The organism is Bradyrhizobium cytisi (genome assembly GCF_008123515.1).
In the GTDB taxonomy this organism is placed as follows: domain Bacteria; phylum Pseudomonadota; class Alphaproteobacteria; order Rhizobiales; family Xanthobacteraceae; genus Bradyrhizobium; species Bradyrhizobium cytisi.
Genome location: NZ_VSSR01000016.1, coordinates 58,935 through 76,811, shown reverse-complemented (window position 1 = coordinate 76,811; position 17,877 = coordinate 58,935). Strand labels below are relative to the sequence as shown.

18 protein-coding genes are annotated in these 17,877 nt (G+C 61.4%); 11 read left to right on the top strand and 7 right to left on the bottom strand.

The annotated features are described in order from the left end of the window. The first annotated feature begins 9 nt into the window (after positions 1–9). From FXB38_RS09505 to FXB38_RS09480, 6 genes are all read left to right on the top strand, one after another. A complete protein-coding gene (locus FXB38_RS09505; RefSeq protein ID WP_148750610.1) occupies positions 10–1,092 on the top strand; it encodes an ABC transporter substrate-binding protein in 1,083 nt (360 codons plus the stop codon). 32 nt (positions 1,093–1,124) lie between these two features. After that, positions 1,125–1,553: an OsmC family protein gene (locus FXB38_RS09500; protein ID WP_246229777.1), complete on the top strand. Its 429-nt coding sequence runs from the start codon at positions 1,125–1,127 to the stop codon at positions 1,551–1,553. Positions 1,554–1,556: 3 nt separating this feature from the next. Continuing rightward, complete coding sequence (locus FXB38_RS09495) at positions 1,557–2,888, top strand: LLM class flavin-dependent oxidoreductase (RefSeq protein ID WP_148750609.1); 1,332 nt, start codon at positions 1,557–1,559, stop codon at positions 2,886–2,888. Positions 2,889–3,749: 861 nt separating this feature from the next. Continuing rightward, positions 3,750–4,658, top strand: a complete 909-nt coding sequence (locus FXB38_RS09490) for an LAPAL motif-containing putative phage structural protein (RefSeq protein WP_148750608.1) — start codon at positions 3,750–3,752, stop codon at positions 4,656–4,658. A 54-nt stretch (positions 4,659–4,712) separates the two neighbouring features. Further along, positions 4,713–5,519, top strand: a complete 807-nt coding sequence (locus FXB38_RS09485; RefSeq protein ID WP_148750607.1) for a hypothetical protein — start codon at positions 4,713–4,715, stop codon at positions 5,517–5,519. A gap of 305 nt (positions 5,520–5,824) precedes the next feature. Then, a complete protein-coding gene (locus tag FXB38_RS09480) occupies positions 5,825–7,381 on the top strand; it encodes a reverse transcriptase domain-containing protein (protein WP_187434765.1) in 1,557 nt (518 codons plus the stop codon). Between the two features lie 555 nt (positions 7,382–7,936). On the opposite strand, the gene FXB38_RS09475 is transcribed toward FXB38_RS09480, so the two are convergent. The 4 genes from FXB38_RS09475 to FXB38_RS09455 all read right to left on the bottom strand — a co-directional run bounded on the left by FXB38_RS09475 (position 7,937) and on the right by FXB38_RS09455 (position 11,189). After that, positions 7,937–8,233 carry a hypothetical protein gene (locus FXB38_RS09475; protein WP_148750605.1) on the bottom strand — a complete coding sequence of 99 codons (297 nt, stop codon included), beginning with the start codon at positions 8,231–8,233 and terminating at the stop codon, positions 7,937–7,939. Positions 8,234–8,821: 588 nt separating this feature from the next. Beyond that, on the bottom strand, positions 8,822–8,974 hold the full coding sequence (locus FXB38_RS09470) for a hypothetical protein (RefSeq protein WP_246229774.1): 153 nt from the start codon (positions 8,972–8,974) through the stop codon (positions 8,822–8,824). A 1,033-nt stretch (positions 8,975–10,007) separates the two neighbouring features. Continuing rightward, the gene (locus FXB38_RS09460; RefSeq protein WP_148750603.1) at positions 10,008–10,850 is read right to left on the bottom strand and encodes an AAA family ATPase; all 843 of its coding nucleotides are present in this window, start codon (positions 10,848–10,850) and stop codon (positions 10,008–10,010) included. Positions 10,851–10,943: 93 nt separating this feature from the next. Beyond that, a complete protein-coding gene (locus FXB38_RS09455) occupies positions 10,944–11,189 on the bottom strand; it encodes a GlsB/YeaQ/YmgE family stress response membrane protein (protein ID WP_148750602.1) in 246 nt (81 codons plus the stop codon). Between the two features lie 123 nt (positions 11,190–11,312). On the opposite strand from FXB38_RS09455, the gene FXB38_RS09450 reads away from it, so the two are divergent. The 3 genes from FXB38_RS09450 (at position 11,313) to sseA (ending at position 13,921) form a co-directional block, all read left to right on the top strand. Continuing rightward, positions 11,313–12,488 (top strand): vWA domain-containing protein, encoded by a 1,176-nt coding sequence (locus FXB38_RS09450; protein WP_148750601.1) that lies wholly within the window; start codon positions 11,313–11,315, stop codon positions 12,486–12,488. A gap of 32 nt (positions 12,489–12,520) precedes the next feature. Beyond that, positions 12,521–12,934 carry a rhodanese-like domain-containing protein gene (locus tag FXB38_RS09445; protein WP_148750600.1) on the top strand — a complete coding sequence of 138 codons (414 nt, stop codon included), beginning with the start codon at positions 12,521–12,523 and terminating at the stop codon, positions 12,932–12,934. Positions 12,935–13,069: 135 nt separating this feature from the next. Next, positions 13,070–13,921, top strand: a complete 852-nt coding sequence (gene sseA / locus FXB38_RS09435; protein ID WP_148750598.1) for a 3-mercaptopyruvate sulfurtransferase — start codon at positions 13,070–13,072, stop codon at positions 13,919–13,921. Positions 13,922–13,923: 2 nt separating this feature from the next. Here sseA and FXB38_RS09430 read toward each other — a convergent pair whose 3' ends face one another. Further along, positions 13,924–14,703: a hypothetical protein gene (locus FXB38_RS09430; RefSeq protein ID WP_148750597.1), complete on the bottom strand. Its 780-nt coding sequence runs from the start codon at positions 14,701–14,703 to the stop codon at positions 13,924–13,926. A 363-nt stretch (positions 14,704–15,066) separates the two neighbouring features. Between FXB38_RS09430 and FXB38_RS09425 the strand changes: the two genes are divergently transcribed. Continuing rightward, positions 15,067–16,245: a L,D-transpeptidase gene (locus FXB38_RS09425; RefSeq protein ID WP_187434788.1), complete on the top strand. Its 1,179-nt coding sequence runs from the start codon at positions 15,067–15,069 to the stop codon at positions 16,243–16,245. A gap of 73 nt (positions 16,246–16,318) precedes the next feature. Here the strand turns inward: FXB38_RS09425 and FXB38_RS09420 are convergent, their stop codons facing one another. Together FXB38_RS09420 and FXB38_RS09415 are read right to left on the bottom strand one after the other, a co-directional pair. Then, positions 16,319–17,281: a D-2-hydroxyacid dehydrogenase family protein gene (locus tag FXB38_RS09420; protein ID WP_148750595.1), complete on the bottom strand. Its 963-nt coding sequence runs from the start codon at positions 17,279–17,281 to the stop codon at positions 16,319–16,321. Positions 17,282–17,431: 150 nt separating this feature from the next. Next, positions 17,432–17,647 (bottom strand): hypothetical protein, encoded by a 216-nt coding sequence (locus FXB38_RS09415; protein WP_148750594.1) that lies wholly within the window; start codon positions 17,645–17,647, stop codon positions 17,432–17,434. On the opposite strand from FXB38_RS09415, the gene FXB38_RS09410 reads away from it, so the two are divergent. After that, positions 17,646–17,864: a hypothetical protein gene (locus FXB38_RS09410; RefSeq protein WP_148750593.1), complete on the top strand. Its 219-nt coding sequence runs from the start codon at positions 17,646–17,648 to the stop codon at positions 17,862–17,864. The two genes, FXB38_RS09415 and FXB38_RS09410, sit on opposite strands and share 2 nt — an antisense overlap. The last annotated feature ends 13 nt before the right edge of the window (positions 17,865–17,877 follow it).

Below are 17,877 nucleotides of genomic sequence, written 5' to 3'. Positions count from 1 at the left end.
GATGAAGACATGACGTTTATTGACTCGACGGGCGATCGCGCTGGCATCTCGCGGCGAACGCTGTGCTCGGTTGGCGCGGGACTTGCCGTAGCCTCGACAGGCGTCCGCGTATTGCCGCGCGCGAATGCTGCCGATGCAGTGCCGCCGCAACTGACCGTCGCGGTCATCGGAGACGGCCGTACCGGCGTCTGGGCATCACTGCAGGCAGGCGTGGGTGGCCGCAATCTCGAGCAGGAACTCGGAACCAAGATCGTCTGGCAACCGGGCTTCACGGCATCGCTTCCGGTGATGGAGGCGATCAAGGCCGGCTCGGTCGATTTCACGTTCGCAACCGCGACCGCGGTCGTGAATGCTGTTCCGGCGCGTGTCCCGATCGTGCCGCTCGCGGCCTATCCGTTGCCCGTCGACGAAGTTGATTTCTTGGTGCAGGCCAATTCCCCGATCAAGACCGCGGCAGATCTGAAGGGCAAGAAGATCGCCCATCAGAATGGAACAACGGGGACCTACAGCCTGATCAAGTATCTGGAGACCGCCGGACTAAGATTGTCTGATGTCGCGGCCGTCAGCCTGAGCGGGGCGGATGCGTTCACGGCGTTCGCGCAAGGCAGCATCGACGGCTGGATTCACTGGCAGCCGGCCACGGCGCTCGCGCTGACCAGGCTCGGTGGCAAGGCGCGTCTGCTGCCCGACGTGAAGACCTATGACTATGCCTTCTACGTGGCGCGGAGTGACGTCGCTGTGAAGTATCCGCAGCTCTTCGCCAAGTTCGTGAAGATCATCCGGCAAACCCAGGCCTATATCTTCGCGCATCCCGCTGAATCCGTTGCGCTCTGGGCCTCGCAGGGTGGCTTTCCGTCGAACGGGACCGAGCAGGCCGTCTACGAGAAGCTCGTCCGCGAGGCCAGGCTGTCCGAGTCGACTGCGGTTGCGCTGAAGCCGATCGACGAAGCAGCAGCAGCGTCGACCCAGGATCTCGCCGACAATTTCCACGCGCTCGGCGTGCTCCCGAACAAGGTCGACGTCCGATCATTCCTGCTCGGCACACAGTTCGACGCCGCGAAGAAGGCCGTCGCGCTGGAGCTCGGCGCGTAAGCGGCGACGCCTAAACCAACAACAGAGAAATCATGATGAACGCTCAGACCGCCGAGACGGTGTCGATCACCTCTGCCACAATCGGTCAGTTCGGTCGCTATCTAGTCAGCGCGAGGACGAACCATTTCATTTCGGACCAACGTGTTGCCGTCGGCGGCCCAGGTGAGGCGATCACGGCTGGTGAACTGCTGCTGTCGTCTCTCGGCAGTTGCTCGCTCGGCCTCATCCAGAAGACGGCGAAAGAATCAGGAATCGTTCTGCGCGAGGCCGGATCCGACGTCTCGTTCCGGCGTCACGCCACCGATCCGACGCAGTACGAATGGATTCGCATCGCCGTGCGCCTGTCCGGCGTGACGGAGGGCGAGGCTGAAACGCTGGTGGCCGGTTTCACCGCCAACTGCCCGATCTACAACACGCTGAAGCGTGGCGGCCCCGTCGAGATCTCATGGACAGTGAGCTGACCCATGCCCGACAAGAAACTGCATCTTGCCGCCTTTGTCTCCGCGGGGCCGGTTTCCGGCAGCCACGCCGGTTGGCGGCATCCGAAGGCGGATGGCGACCTGCTGTCCGCCGCTTACTACCAGAATATCGGCCGGCTGCTGGAGCAGGGGCGCTTCGATCTTCTGCTCATTGCGGACATCCTCGCGATCCCGGACACTTTGGGCGGCAGCCTGGACAGCCAGCTTCGCTACGGCGCGCTGGGCGCGCTCCGGCTCGATCCACTGGTGGTGCTCTCGATCATCGCGGGTGCGACGAAGCATCTCGGGCTTGGGGCGACCATTTCGACGACCTACGCCCAGCCCTATGTGCTGGCGCGGGCGCTCGCAACGCTCGATCATCTCAGCGGTGGCCGTGCTGCCTGGAACATCGTCACCTCGTTTCAGGAGGCGGAGGCGCGCAATTTCGGCTTGACCGAGCAGCTCTCGCGCGATGGGCGCTACGAGCGCGCCGACGAGTTTCTCGAGGTCGTGACCAAGCTGTGGAATTCGTGGGAGGATGGTGCGCTGGTCCGGGATCGCCAGACGCCGCTGTTCGCCGACCCTGCGCGGGTGCACCGGATCGACCATTCCGGCAAATGGTTCAACGTGCAAGGCCCGCTCAATGTCAGCCGGCCCCCGCAAGGACGTCCGGTCTTCATCCAAGCGGGCCCCTCCGATCGCGGCCGCGATTTCGCTGCGCGATGGGCCGAGATCATCTTCGTGACGCCGGGCCTCATCGATGTCGCCGTCGAATTCCGCAACGACTTGCGCGCCCGCGCGGTCCGTTTCGGCCGTGACCCTGATACAGTCAAGGTGTTGCCCGGCATCGTTCCGGTCATTGGCGACACGGAGAAGCAGGCCAAGGCGCTACACGACCAGCTCCACGAATTGTCGCATCCGGAGTCCGGTCTTTCGACTTTGTCCTATCATCTCGGCGTTGACCTCTCGCGCTTCCCGCAGGACGAGGTCCTGCCTGAGAATCTCGACGTTCCCGGCGTCGAAGGGCACTACCGTGAGGTCGCCGAGCTGACGCGCCGCTCGGGCTTGAGCCTTGCTGAGCTAGGACAGCGCTACGGCGCGGGGAGAACCACCAGCGGCTTCGCCGGCACGCCCAGCACGGTGGCTGATCGCATGCAGGAGTGGTTCGAGGCGGGTGCTTGCGACGGCTTCATGTTGCAGGTCCCATATCTGCCAGGCGGCTTGGAGGAGCTGGTCCACGGCCTCGTGCCGGAGCTGCAACATCGAGGGCTGTTCCGCACTGAGTACGACGGCTCGACCTTGCGCGATTCGCTCAGCTTGCCCCGGCCAGCGGGCTGAGGTCGGCCATGCCCACCCGACGCTATGCTCTTTAGCTTCAGCCACTCCCACGATACGCAGCTCAATGAGGTATCGTGATCGTGCGACGAATCTCCATTTACGGCCTGAAAAAACACGGCCTGCGACCAGCAAGTCATTGATAATGCCCAGTGCGCAGATAACTCTCAATCAGGGGCTTGGCCGGCGTCCACTCAGGCAACAAGCGCAGGAATCTCTTGTTCAATCAATCGCGAGAATCGGGTGTTGCGCCTCCCCGCAACCAACCGAAAAGCTTCGGTCGAAGCCGATTTTCTGTATTAGGTGCCAACCCCGGAATAACCCCGGCTACGTCAGGAACGAACGGACATAACCAGGGTCGAATGAAGTCAAAACTCTCGACTTTTCAATATTATGCGGTTCGATAACCGGGTTCGGGACGCAGGGGTCGCAGGTTCGAATCCTGCCACTCCGACCATTCTAAAGCATTGAAATGCTTTAGATTTTTTTGTTGTTTGTTTGCTCAACCTGAGCGCAGGGTACAGGTTGGCGTACAGATTTAGCAAATCTCGACCTTCTCACTAACAAAAATTAGAGCTGAATGGCGTGTTTCTCGCAGCATTCGGCATGTATCGCATCTATTCGGTGCGAGTCTGCAGCATGCAGTGCGTGTTGCACGCAGGGCTCTCAGGTGCCGCTCTTACCTAGCTCATGGATGCCGAACAAGGCGCCTTCGCATTTTGAAAGGCGCGTCATTGCGATTGGCCTTTGCTTGAATTTGAGCAAGCCATTTGCTTTCGCTTCGCTCAAGTGCCGCACGCATTAGACGAGTATAGGGTCTTGTAACGCGCTGGTTGTGCCCCTAGGATTTTTCTCGGGGGAAAGATGGCTACCATTCGGCTCGACGCCTTTTCTCATGACACCATTGTCCTGCACTTCGGTGGTCCTGAGGGGACCATCGATGCATACACGTTGGCGAACGCCCTAATCGGCTTCGCTGACACGGCGTACGCCGTTAACGCCGCGATCGATCCTGGCCAAGAAATCGAGATCATCGTCGAGGCAACGGGTCCCGGCAGCTATCGCACGGTACTTCGGAAACTCAAGAAGGGTTTTGCTGGTGGTGTGCTGTCCGGCATTGCCGGCACGATCCTTTGGAACGTCGTGTCGAACGTCATCTACGACGCGACATTGAAGGGCGCTGATCCGAAGCCCCAGATCATCATCAATACGACAGAAGTCATCATCAAGCATGGGAACGACACGATCATCGTCCCAAGAGTGGTCCATGACGCGACCGAGAACGTGAAGAAAAGTCCGGCGGTCCAAGAAGGAGTAAGGAAAACCTTCGATAGCCTTGCGGCGGACCCGCACGTTAAAGATTTTGGTATCACCGGCAGCATTTCTGATCCGCGCCCCCTTATCTCGATCCCACGTTCTGAATTTCGATTTGTTGTGGTGCCTATCGTGGAATTAGAAGAGCAGCCACTTGAGCGCACCAGGAAAGAGCGCGCTCGCCTTGTCATCTTAAAGGCGTGGCTGAACCACGCCCGTCGCAAGTGGTCATTTGAATGGAACGGTGTACCTCTGTCTGCGCCCGTCGCAGATAAGGAATTTCTCGATCAATTGGATCGACGCGAGCATCTACTCGGTTCGGGTGACGCTCTAGACGTTGAGATCACTTATCGTCAGACGTTCGATGCGGCTCTTGGCGTGTACGTGAACGATCCCGGTTCCTTTGTGATCTCCCGCGTCATCCGACCCGTGCCTCGCGAGGTGCAGAAGAGGTTTTGAGCTAGTTACAATTCGAGAACGATCTGTAGGGCTAGGCTCTAGAGGGGGAGGAAAATGGTGGCGGCGGCAGCAGCGGGACAACAGCCAGACCCCAACCAAGCATACTATGACAAGGCGAAGCGTGCGCTCGAAGACTTGTTCGAGAAAGCAAAGGCCAAGAACGAGCTGCATTTCGTCATGGCGTTGATGCCCGAGTTTCGCGGTATGCAAGACGGCGGGTGGAATACGGGAGAAGAAGCCGTACAAGCGTTCGATCAGTTTACGGATCACATCAAGTTACTTGGCCAAGACAGTGTGGTCCGCATTCGGATCATTCTTGCGTTCTACTTGATGCTATCAGAATGCAGTGGCTTCTATGAGATACCCAAAAAGCTCATGCTTACGATTGAAGGCAAGGGTAATAATATTTGGCCCTTCCAGTCTTTGGTAAAGAGGCATGAGAAGACGGGTCGCGCTATCGACCCCAACGCGAATGCCATTATGAAGAACATGATGGGTCATGCATATGACATCCAGCTGTTTGAATTGTCTGACGTGTTCAAGGAGGCGTTCGATCCGGACCTGAGAAATGCCATCGCACACGCAGACTACATCCTTGCCGCGGATGGAGTTCGCATTCGCAAGCGGAATGGTGGTCAGCCTCGCGTCATCTCTTGGGCCGAGTTCGACACGCTCTTCTGCAAGGGCGCAAATCTGTTTAGCTTCATTCGGCAGTACGTCGACCAGCACATCAGAAGCTACGATCCGCCAAAGAAGATCAAATCGCGCTTAAATCACAACGAGCCTTTGACGGACTACACACTTTACTATGTACCCCGGACAGGTGCGTTTGGCTTCACCACCGGTGACCCACCACCGTAGACAACACTCGACAGTTTGGAACTGAGCCTCAAAAGTTGTCGATGCCGAGCGATGACCTCGGCGGGCTTGTGGTTGTTGGGGCAGGCCTGCGCGCGATCGGTTGGTGATCAGATGGTTGTAGATCTTTAAACTAAAGACTCTGGTTGACTACGAGTGGACGTTTGAGATTAATAGAAGGAGCGCCCCCTCGCATACCGCGCTGTCGTAACTGCGGCGTCTGACTCAACGGTTGGTAACATGATTGACGGCCCGAAATGCTTTGCATCGGGCGAGAAGGAGGGGGCGCCCCTTTTACGATGCCGACATTGCCTAAGGCGCTGGGATCAGCCAATGACTTCTATGCCTACCTCGGCGTAGGGGCAGGGGAACGAAAGTTTCTCGAAAAGCATGCCTTCCATAGATACAAGCGTGTGATTGTCCCGAAGCGACGCGGCGGGACGCGGGTTTTGATGGTACCGGATCGCCGGCTCAAGTTCCTACAGCGCAAAGCGCATCAACTCTTGAATCAGCTCTATCGTCCCCGCACCCCCGTGCATGGCTTTGTCAAACAGAAGGGGGCGATCAGCAACGCAAACGAACATCAAAGACGGCCGTACCTTTTCAATATTGACCTTCGCAATTTCTTCGGCGTGATATCGCGCCGCCGGGTTCTCGGCATGTTAATAAGCATGGGGCTTCCGGACGATGCGGCGGAGGCAGTTTGCTCGGTCTGTCTCACAGCAAATCAACTTCCCCAAGGCGCGCCGACATCTCCGATTCTTTCTAATTTGGTCGCTTATCGCCTCGATCGCGATCTCATGAAGTTCGCGAAAACATATCGATTGAAATACACGCGCTATGCAGACGACATTTCGTTCTCAAGCTATGCACCTCCGTTGGCACTCTTCAACGCTGGATTGCCAATTCCCGGCAGAGTCAAGTCGGATCAGCTTTCGGTTGAGCTCTCGACGGTGCTTGCAACGAATGGCTTTGAGATTGCTCCCGACAAAGTCTGGTTCGCCGGCCCAAAATCACGGAAAGAGGTCACTGGTCTAGTCGTAAACGAATTCACTAATCTAAAGCGCAGTTTTGTGCGCAACGTTCGGGCTGCACTCTATAAGACGGAGAAATTGGGACTCGCCGCGGCTCAAAGTGCATACCAAAAAAAGTACACCACCAACGCTACCCTAGAACAGGTCCTTCGAGGCCGGCTAGAATGGATAGCGCAGGTTCGAGGACGAAGCTTCGACCCTTACCGCACTCTAGCCAAGCGATTTAACAACCTCTTTCCTAATTCCCCGCTCCCGATACTTCCGACGCACGAGGAGACCGCGGAGCGGGCCGTTTGGGTGGTCGAATTTTTCGCTGATGAGGATAATTGCGCTCAAGGCACAGCTTTCTTCCTCGCAGGCGTTGGGCTGGTGACGGCCCATCACGTTCTCGAAAAGCTACCCCCTGGCGCGCATGCAGACCTTTACAGGCCAAGTGGTGGCGGCAACAAGTTTAAAGCTACGCCATCGAAACGTAGCTGCCCCATCCGCGACTTGATGATATTGGAGCACGACGTCCCGACGACTGACTACTTGAGTTTGCCTGTAGTTACGTCCCCAGAGCAGCGCGACGACAAAATTGTCGCTCTTGGTTTTCCGGACTACGGTCCAGGAGATCAGCTGAGTAGGAGGGGCGGCCAAATCTATGGGCGCGCCACAAAACATGGTGTGAAACTGCTGGAGGTATCCGCAATCCTAAGCGACGGCATAAGTGGCGGGCCCGTCGTAAATGATCAGCATCAAGTTATCGGCATTGCTAAGAAGGGAGGGATTGAGGAGCGAAAGCAGTTGGCGGTGGAGGTTTCCGAGCTTCTGAAACTTGCCGACGAATGACGACTTGCCGGTCCGCAGATCAATCCTGGCGCCGTGTACGCAAGGTGGTATCAAGATGTAGATGCTATTTAAAGGAATTGCATCTTTGGGGTACAGATTGGGTACAGAATGAACGTGAACAAAAGCAGAAAAACGTACCCGAGCGACGACGAAAATGGCAATAAAATCAATGTATTGTTGGGGCGGTCTTGAGTTCGGGACGCAGGGGTCGCAGGTTCGAATCCTGCCACTCCGACCATTCTTCCAAAAGTCGACGTTTTCCAGAGGCTTGGCGGACCGGCTGCCAGCGCCTCGGGAGCGTCTTTTTGCAACGATTTTCGAGGCGGGTCCACGGCCGATTTGGCCCTTGCAGGGGCGCCCGAGCGCGCGGCATGGCTTGGAAACGAGCTTTGCCTGAAGATCACCGTCACATGGTCCGATTTCGGCAGGATTCCGCCGCGCCGCGCGCGAACCAATCCGCTTCAGGACATTCGCTGCGCTCTACCAGGTGTTCATCCAACGCAAACGGCGCGGTCAAGATAGACCGCGCCGCTGTGACCTTGCGGTATCAGGGCATCAGTACTCGTAGGGAGCGTAAGCCGGTGCGCGCCAGCCGGGCTCATCATATCCATAACCGGCGCCCCGATAGCCGTAGGTGTTGGTCTGATGCCAGCCGCCGACGCGACGGCATTGGCCGACGCCAGCCATCAACTGGCCGCCGTTCATGGCCGGGCCCGCGGCGCCGACAGCGTCTCCGCTCGGCGGAGTGCACCAGCCCGGACCGCGTCCCGCGGCGAGGCTGGGGCTTGCGGTCGCGAGCGGCAAAACGGTGGCCACCAGTGCGGCGGCACTCAGAAGTTTCATACGTGTCATGGTTGTCTCCATGTCTCGGTTGGATAGGCATCAATCCCTGCTGCCTCCAGGCGTTCCCAGCGGAGCGGTCGCGATTTCGCGAGCAACAATGGTTTCGTCGGGTTTCGCGGAACGCCGTGATCCCTTGACGCGAGCGCGTGCCGCGAATGACGTCCGGCCAGTGTGGGTGCGCGACGAGTCCTGGAGACCTGTCGTTCGCCATCGGCGTCATGTCCCATTCCGAGGCAAGGTCGGCGATCTCGCGCGGCCAAATGCGCGCCGTCGCGGACGCGGAAGATTGTGGCCTCCGATCGCTCCAGTGGCGCGAGCGCCAAAGCCTTGCAGCCTCACCGGCTCCTCGGGGGCGGACATCATGTGAACTCTCCTTCACAACGCGAAGTGGTACGCGATGGTGAAGGCCATCGTCGCGCACAGGACCAGCGTGGAAACCGCGCCGGCCACACCGCGCGCAAGATGGGCTCGTGTCAGGTGCCTGGTCATGATTTTGCTCCATGCTCTTCATGGAAATGGCGGGGGCTGCGCCTTGGTTCCTTGATCCATGGCGACGGGCGCGCGGCCGATCACGGATCCGTCGCGCCGACCGGGGTCTTACTTCCGCAGCAATTCCCGCAAGGCCGCCGTCGCCTCGGCGCAGCGGATGTCGTCGATCTCCCGCGACAGGCTGAGTGCGCTCGATCTCAGCTCTTCGACCTTCCAGCTCTCGGGATGCTGGCTTTCAAGCTGATTCAGGCGCTTGTTCAAATCGTCCAATCTGGACTGAAGCTGCCCGATGCTGGCGGCTCCATTCACGTTCCAAACGCGTTGTGCTCGCATCGTCGTTCCCCTGACTTGTCTCACGGCGTTGTGAGCAGGGTTCGTGGCCGCAATGGGCGTTCATTTTGTCCAGTCTTAGATTGCCGGGAACCGTTGCAGATTGGCAATGAAAGTTCCTGGAATGCTTGGATGGCCGCCGCACTTTCCGTTGTCGTTCCGGGACCTCACATTGCCCGGCGGGCAAAACACCGCAAAACCTGTCAACCTGCTTCCGGAAAAATATTCCGCTTTACCGAAATTCGGAATTGCGGCATACATCGAAACAGCCCGGCCCACGAAGAGGGGCGGTTCGCGAGTCGTTCGAAGCGCGGGCCGGGTTGCGGTGGACGCGGCAGCGTCGTGTACGAGAGGTCAAGGGCAGGGCGGATTGCTCTCCGTGAACCCGAGGCTTCGTGCGGACGAGCGGCGCTGTGTGCGTACGGCAAAACCGTGTGGTCCTGGCCGTCGTTGCTACGGTCAAGCCTTGGCGGATGCGGCATTGGCGTCAACCGGCGCGGTGTCGGCGACTTTCGCGAGGCGAGGGAGGCCAGAAGGAATTCGGCTCCCGGGAGAGCACGGCATAAGCCGTCAACCCACTGCGCAGGGAAGGCCGTGTGTTCGGCTTCACCTGTATGCCGCTGTGCAGTTCTTTTTGCGCTACATGCGCACAGCGGACCGTGGGTGCGAGGTCAGCACCCGGCCTTCCCTGCGCCCTCTTTCATGAGGGTGTAACGGAGAGAGCATAGCTCGGGCGGAATATGCCGCGAGGATGCGAGCGTGTGTCTGCGATTCAAAGTGCCAACCGGAGGAGCGAAACAGTTGCCTCATACTCCGTCATTGCGAGCGCAGCGAAGCAATCCAGACTGTCACTGCGGAAAGACTCTGGATTGCTTCGCTGCGCTCGCAATGACGAATGGAGAGAGCGGCGAGCTCAAATCTCTCACCGTCACCCTGAGGTGGACGGGAGAAACAGCGCGTGACCCTACACTTCCCGTCGGCTCAAGAACGCCAGCCGCTCGAACAGATGCACGTCCTGCTCGTTCTTCAGCAGCGCGCCGTGCAGCGGCGGAATCAGCTTGCGCGGATCGCGTTCGCGCAGCTGCTCGACGCTCATGTCCTCGTTGAGCAGCAGCTTGAGCCAGTCGAGCAGCTCCGATGTCGAGGGCTTCTTCTTCAGGCCGGGCACCTCGCGGACCTCGAAGAAGATGCGCAGTGCTTCCTCGACCAGGCGCTTCTTGATGCCGGGGAAGTGGACGTCGACGATGCGGCCCATCGTGTCGGCGTCGGGGAACTTGATGTAGTGGAAGAAGCAGCGGCGCAGGAAGGCGTCCGGCAGCTCCTTCTCGTTGTTGGAGGTGATCATCATGATCGGGCGCTGCTTCGCCTTGATCGTCTCGCCGGTCTCGTAGACATGGAATTCCATGCGGTCGAGCTCGAGCAGCAGGTCGTTGGGAAATTCGATGTCGGCCTTGTCGATCTCGTCGATCAGCAGCACCGGGCGCTGCTTCGCCGCGAAGGCGTCCCACAGCTTGCCGCGCTTGATGTAGTTCTTGATGTCCGAAACACGCGCGTCGCCGAGCTGGCTGTCGCGCAGGCGCGACACCGCATCGTATTCGTAGAGGCCCTGCTGCGCCTTGGTGGTGGACTTGATGTGCCAGGTCAGAAGCGGCGCGTTCAGCGCCTTCGCCACTTCCTCGGCCAGCACCGTCTTGCCGGTGCCGGGCTCGCCCTTGATGAGCAGCGGGCGCTCCAGCACGATCGAGGCATTGACGGCGACCTTGAGATCATCGGTCGCAACATAGTCCTTGGTGCCGGTAAATTTCATCGCGCGTCCTTGTTGGTCGTCGGCCCCGGCATTGCCGTGGTCCAACAAAAGGAACGGCCGCTCATGGCGGCCGTTCCTGGTTCGGTCAGGCTTTCAGACCCGTTTTATCAGCGAAAGGATGACGAGCACAATCACCGCACCGACCGTGGCGTCAATGATGGCGCCCAGCGTGCCGGTCGCCAGCGCGATGCCGAGCTGCGGCAGCACCCAGCCCGCCACCAGCGCGCCGATGATGCCGACGACGATGTTGCCGATCAGCCCAAATCCCGCTCCGTGGACAATCTTGCCGGCAAGCCAGCCGGCGATCGCGCCAATGATGAGCGCTGCGAGAATACCCATTGCAAACGTCCCCAAAACAACCCTGAGAGGCGGTCAATTCTAGAGCAAAAAGCCCATCGGTCCAGCGTGCTGCGCCGGTCTCCGCCCCTTGACGTCGGCCACCCGACGGGCAATCTGTCACCCATGTTCCTGCAATTCTTTACGTCTCTGCGCGATGCGCAGGTCCCCGTGACGCTGCGCGAATACCTCACGTTGATGGAGGCGCTCGACGCTGATCTGTCGGACTATTCGGTCGAGAATTTCTATTATCTGTCGCGCACCTCGCTGGTGAAGGACGAGCGCAACCTCGACAAGTTCGACCGTGTCTTCGGCACGGTGTTCAAGGGGCTGGAAAGCCTGCTCGACGCCATGGAGAAGGCGGAGATCCCCCAGGAGTGGCTGAAGAAGCTCGCCGAGAAATACCTCAGTGAGGACGAGAAGAAGCAGATCGAGGCCATGGGCTGGGACAAGCTCATGGAGACCTTGAAGAAGCGGCTCGAGGAGCAGAAGGGCCGGCACCAGGGCGGCTCGAAATGGATCGGCACCGCCGGCACTTCGCCGTTCGGCGCGCATGGTTACAATCCTGAAGGCGTTCGTATCGGCCAGGAGAAGAACCGCAACAACCGTGCCGTGAAGGTGTGGGACAAGCGCGAGTTCAAAGACCTCGACGGTAATGTCGAGCTCGGCATTCGCAACATCAAGGTGGCGCTGCGCCGCCTGCGCAAGTTCGCGCGCACCGGTGCGCCGGATGAGCTCGATCTCGACACCACCATCCGCGAGACCGCCAATCACGGCTATCTCGACGTCCACATGCGCCCTGAAAGGCGCAATGCGGTGAAGCTGCTGGTGTTCTTCGACATCGGCGGCTCCATGGATTCGCATATCGAGCAGGTCGAGGAGCTGTTCTCGGCGGCGAAGAGCGAGTTCAAGCACATGGAGTATTTCTACTTCCACAACTGCCTCTATGAAGGCGTGTGGAAGCAGAACAAGCGCCGCTTCACCGATCGCACGCCGACCTGGGATGTGCTGCATAAATATCCACACGACTACAAGGTCGTGTTCGTCGGCGACGCCTCGATGTCGCCTTACGAGATCATGGTGCCCGGTGGCTCGGTCGAGCACGTCAACGAGGAGCCCGGCTCGGTCTGGCTCGATCGCATCATCCGTACCTATCCGCATTCGGTGTGGCTCAACCCGGTTGCGCAGAAGCACTGGGACTATTCGGAATCGACCACCATCATCAAACGCATCTTCGCCAACCGCATGTTCCCGATCACGATCGAGGGACTTGAGGGAGCGATGAAGGAATTGACGCACTAGCTGCACGCGCGGCCGACAAGAGGGAGAGCTACATGCCCCAAAACATCACCCGCGGCATCCAGGCGCTGATCGACGAGGCCAATAGCGAAATCGAGACGCTCACCGCCAGGGACGCCATCGAGATATCCAAGAACGGCGACGTCGTCATTGTCGACATCCGCGACCCCCGCGAGATCGAGCGCGACGGCCGTATCCCCGGCGCGTTCTCCTGTACGCGCGGCATGCTCGAATTCTGGATCGATCCGCAGAGCCCGTATGCGAAGCCGATCTTCCAGGAAGACAAGAAATTCGTGTTCCACTGCGCCGGCGGCCTGCGCTCCGCGCTCGCGGCCAAGACCGCAAAGGACATGGGCCTCAAGCCCGTCGCCCACATCGCCGGCGGCTACGCGGCCTGGCGCGATGCAGGCGGCCCGACCGAGCAGTGGGAGCCGAAGAAGAAGGGGTGAGGAAAACACCTCCCTCACCACACACTCCGTCATGCCCGGGCTTGACCCGGGCATCCACGTCTTTGCTGCGACGAAGAACGTGGATGGCCGGGACAAGCCCGGCCATGACGACTGGAACAACTGCCGGAGCATGCAATGACCACCGACCCCCTCGTCTCCACCGAATGGCTCGCCGCCCACATCAACGATGCCAACGTCAAAGTGCTCGACGCCAGCTTCAAGCTGCCGGGCGTGCTGCCGCTGCCGAAGGATGACTATCTCGCCGCGCATCTGCCGGGCGCGGTGTTCTTCGACGTCGATGCGGTGTCTGACCATTCCAACCCCCTGCCGCACATGTATCCGAGCGCCGAGCAGTTCGGCCGCGATGTCGGCAATCTCGGCATCTCCAATGCCGATACCGTCGTGCTCTACGATGCCGGCGGCTGGGTCGCTGCGCCGCGCGCGTGGTGGATGTTTTTGGCGTTCGGCCACAGCAATGTGCGCATCCTCAATGGCGGCCTGAAGAAGTGGCGCGCCGAGGGGCGTCCGGTCGAGAGCGGCGAGGTGAAGCCGAAGCCTGCAAGCTTCAAGGCGAGCTACGATCCGAAGCGCGTGCGCAGCATGCAGCAGCTGATCGCCAATGTCGAAAGCCGCGCCGAGCAGGTGATCGACGCCCGCGCCGCCGATCGCTTCGAAGGCCGCGCGCCCGAGCCGCGCGCGGGCATCCGCTCCGGTCACATCCCCGGTGCGCGCAACGTGCCTTACAATCAGCTGTTCGATGCCGCGGCCGGCACGATGAAGCCGCTCGAGGAGCTTCGCGCCGCCTTCACCGGCGCCGGTGTCAAGCTCGATGCGCCGATCGTGACGAGCTGCGGCTCCGGCGTGTCGGCCGGCGTGCTGACGCTCGCGCTCTATCGCCTCGGGATTACCGACACCGCACTCTATGACGGCTCGTGGTCGGAATGGGGCCAGGAGAAAGGCCCGCCGATCGCGACAGGGCCGGCCTAAGGTCAGCGCGTGCGCGTGGCGGTCGTGGCGAGCGTCTGCTGCTGCTGCTGCTGCTGGCCGAACGGATCGAGTGATCGTTGTAACTGCTGAGGCGGCGGACGCCGTACGATGCGGTGACGCTTCTTCGGCTTGTGCGCGCGCGGCTTGCTCGCTTGCGTCGCGCTGCCGGCTTTGGACTTCGTCGGCGCGAGGTCGTTCAGCGCAGCCACCCTGGCTGCTGCAATGTCGCTCACGCGCGATGCCAGCGCCGGTGTCGCGGTTCGCGGCACGTCGGTGGCGCTCATCGCCGGGGCCGGCGTCGTGGTGGTGATGGAAGCACTCGTGTCGGCCAGGGTGAGTGTGTCGGCGGGCGCAGGAGCCGCAGCCTGGATCCTGGCTTGCTCGGGGGCTGTCACGTCGGTGACGGGCGCAGCCGGCTCTGCGGGTGACGCGACGGCGATCTGAGGCTCAGGCTGGACCTTGGCCTCGAGCGTCACTGCGGCCATCTGCTCGGGCGCGGTCTGGACCGCGGGCAGACCGATGCTCGGGACCTGGTCCTGCATTGCGGGCGCCGCCTCGTTGGCATCAGGTGCGACCGGCTCCACGCGGAGCGCCGCGAGCACCGGCTGGGCCGGCTCGGAGGCTTGCGCGAACACCTGCTCCTGCGGGCCGCTCCGCCAGGACGGGTTGCTGACATACTGCTCGTGGCTCGCCCGCAGCAGTGAGGCGGCTCCCAGGCCGAACACCAGGATGGAGGCAGACAGCAGGATCGCGGCAAGCAGGAAGCGAAAGCCGGGAAGCATTGACGGGTTACGAATTCCGCCCCGGCGGCTGGCCAGGGCCCACGAGCCATCTGAACGCGGTGACGATACCGATTGCCGCGTTCGCCACGCTGGATCCGAGCTCAAATCGGTGGCGAATCAGGCTGATTCGACCATATCGCAACGTCTCCGCGCCGTTCCGTAAAAATCGGGCTGATAACTCCGGCAATCTACGGCGCGATGCGATTTCCATCCCCGTGATGCAACGGAGCAACTGTGTGCGATTGCATCACAAATCGCTAAATCAGGCACAAATCAGCCTGCCATGTCTTGAATGTGCCGCTATCTTCGGTCATGTGGCCGTTAACGGCTCGGACGGGGCCCGGGGGCTATACAAGAGCGATGATGATCAAACATTTTCTGACGATATGCGCTGCCGCAACAGTCGCTGCGGCGGGAACCTCGCTCGCACAGGCCCAGAGCTATCCGGTTCAGCAGGCGCCGAGCTACGGCGCTCCGGCCGAATATCGGCCCGGCGACCGCACCCCGAATTTCGACGCGCTGGAGGATGACGACGACGCGATGCCGCAGGCCTCGCTGCCGCCGCCGGGTCCGGCTGACGATCCGCGCTACGGCCGCCCGGCCGGCGCTCCCCCGGTCTATTCGGCTGCCCCGCCGCAGGGTCCGGTGATGTCGCCCGATGATCCGCGTTACGGCCGTCCGGCTGGCGCTCCGCCCGTCTATTCCGCCGCGCCGCCGCAGGGCCCGGTGATGTCACCCGATGATCCCCGCTACGGCCGCCCTGCCGGCCCGCCCGCGGTGATCTATGCCGACCGTCCGGGCCAGGCGCCCGCCAGTGATGGCATGCGTCCGCCGGAAGCCGTTGGTGGCCCGGCCGCGACCGGAGCGATGTCGCCGCAGCCTGGTGCCGGTGGCCGGCCGATGTCGGTGGCGTCACTGCCGCCCGAGGAGCAGCCTGACGCAGCACCGGCGCAGCTGGCGGCGAACCTGCGCCGCCAGGAAGTCGCGTTCCAGACCAAGGAGCCGGCTGGCACCATCGTGGTCGATACTCCGAACACCTACCTCTATTACGTCCTCGGCAATGGCCGTGCGATCCGCTACGGCGTCCGCGTCGGCCGCGACGGCTTCACCTGGACCGGCGTGCAGAAGATCACCCGCAAGGCCGAGTGGCCGGATTGGCATCCGCCGGTGGAAATGATCGAGCGCCAGCCCTATCTGCCGCGCTTCATGGCCGGCGGCGAAGGCAATCCGCTCGGTGCCCGCGCCATGTATCTTGGCTCGACCGTCTATCGCATCCACGGCACCAACCAGCCTTCGACGATCGGCAAGTTCGTCTCCTCCGGCTGTATCGGCATGCTGAATGAGGACGTCTCGGATCTGTTCGACCGCGCCAAGGTCGGGACCCGCGTGGTGGTGATGCAGGGTAGTCCGCCGCCGGGCACCGCGACTGCGTCGGCGGCGCCTGCGCCCGGTCCCGCTCCGATGGCCGCCCAGGCAGGTCCGGTCCCCGGCACGCAGCCGACGGTGGTGCCGCCGCTGCCCGCACCGGTCACCGTGCGCTAAGCGCTAAGCGACAATTGAGATCGAGAAGGGCGTGCCATCGGCACGCCCTTCGTCGTTCGAGATCTGCGTCGCTTCAGGCGAGCTTGCGCGGCAGCTCATTACCCTCAGTGAAGGCGTCGATCGCCTCGACCATCTGGCCGTAATGGATACGCAGGCCGTCCTCGGTCGCGTAGCCGAGATGCGGCGTCAGCACGAGATTGTCGAGCTTGCGGAAGGGATGGTCGACCGGCAGCGGCTCGACCGAGAACACGTCGATGCCGGCGCCCGCGATCTTCCGTTGCTGCAAGGCTTCGAGCAGTGCCTGCTCGTCCACGATCGGCCCACGCGCAGTGTTGACGAGGAAGGCGGTCGGCTTCATCCGCGCGAGGTCCGCGCGGCTGACGAGGCCGCGTGAGCGGTCGCTCAGCACCACATGGATGGTGACGATATCGGCCTTGGCGAACAGCTCCTCCTTGGTGGCGTAGCCGACGCCGACCGCCGCGCACTTCTCCGGCGTGAGGTTGGGGCTCCAGGCGATCACGTTCATGCCGAATGTCTTGGCGATGCCGGCCATCTTGGTGCCGAGCTTGCCGAGGCCGACGATGCCGAGCGTGAGGCCCTCGATCTCGACGCCGGCAAAAGTCTGCCAGGGCTCGCCCGCATGCATGCGCGCATTCTCGCGGCCGATGCCGCGGGTCAGTTCCAGGATCAGGCCCATGGTGAGCGGCGCGGTCGGATCGCGGGAATATTGCGTGCCGCCGATGGCGACGCCGCGCGCCTTCGCGGCCTCGATGTCTATCGCGGCATTGCGCATTCCGGAGGTAAGCAGCAGCTTCAGCCTCGGCAACTTGTCGAACAGGCTCCTAGGGAACGCGGTGCGCTCACGCATCGCGCAGACGATCTCGAAATCGGCCAGCGCGCTGGCTGCGGCCTGCTCCGAGGCAAAGGGATGGCCGAACACGGTGACATCGACGCGGTCGGATAGTTTCGCCCAGTCGGCGACGTCGAGGGCGAGGTTGAAATAGTCGTCGAGAATTGCACAGCGCAGCCGCGTCATCAGCGTTCATCCATGGCGAGAGGTGGCGCGTCAGTCGGAGGGGCGCCACCGTCGGAACCGGGCCATGGTTGCGCGCAATCATGCTTGCGTGCAAGCAGTCTGGGTCTTCAAAAATCCGTAGGCAAAATCCGAGAGAGAGAGAGCGGCGGCTCAGACCTTGCGGGGCTTCAGCCGGATCGGCGCATCCATGCCGTGCTTGGCGCGCCAGGCAGGGCCGGGGCCACGCATGTAGTGCAGTTCGGGCCGGTAGGGGTTGAAAGCGGTGGCGAAGAAGCGCTTCCAGAAGCCCTTGATCTCCGAGACGAGCGCAGAGGTGCGGCCGGCTTGTGCCGGAACAGGAAGGGAATGGGTCTCGATCAGAGCCATGATGGGCCTCGCTGTGCTCCCCGTTCATTCTGAGCGGGTGGCGCTGTTGCCGCGCGAAACCGAGCTTTGGCCTGCTTTATTAAAAAATGGTTTCAATTGTCCGGATCGGGCTCCGGATGGTATCTGCCCAGTATTCATCCGTGGTGAACGGGGGGAAAACATTGCCCTTTGGGGGCGGGATCGCTACATCGGCAGCAAGCAAATATCCTCAAATTGAAGGTTTCACGGGA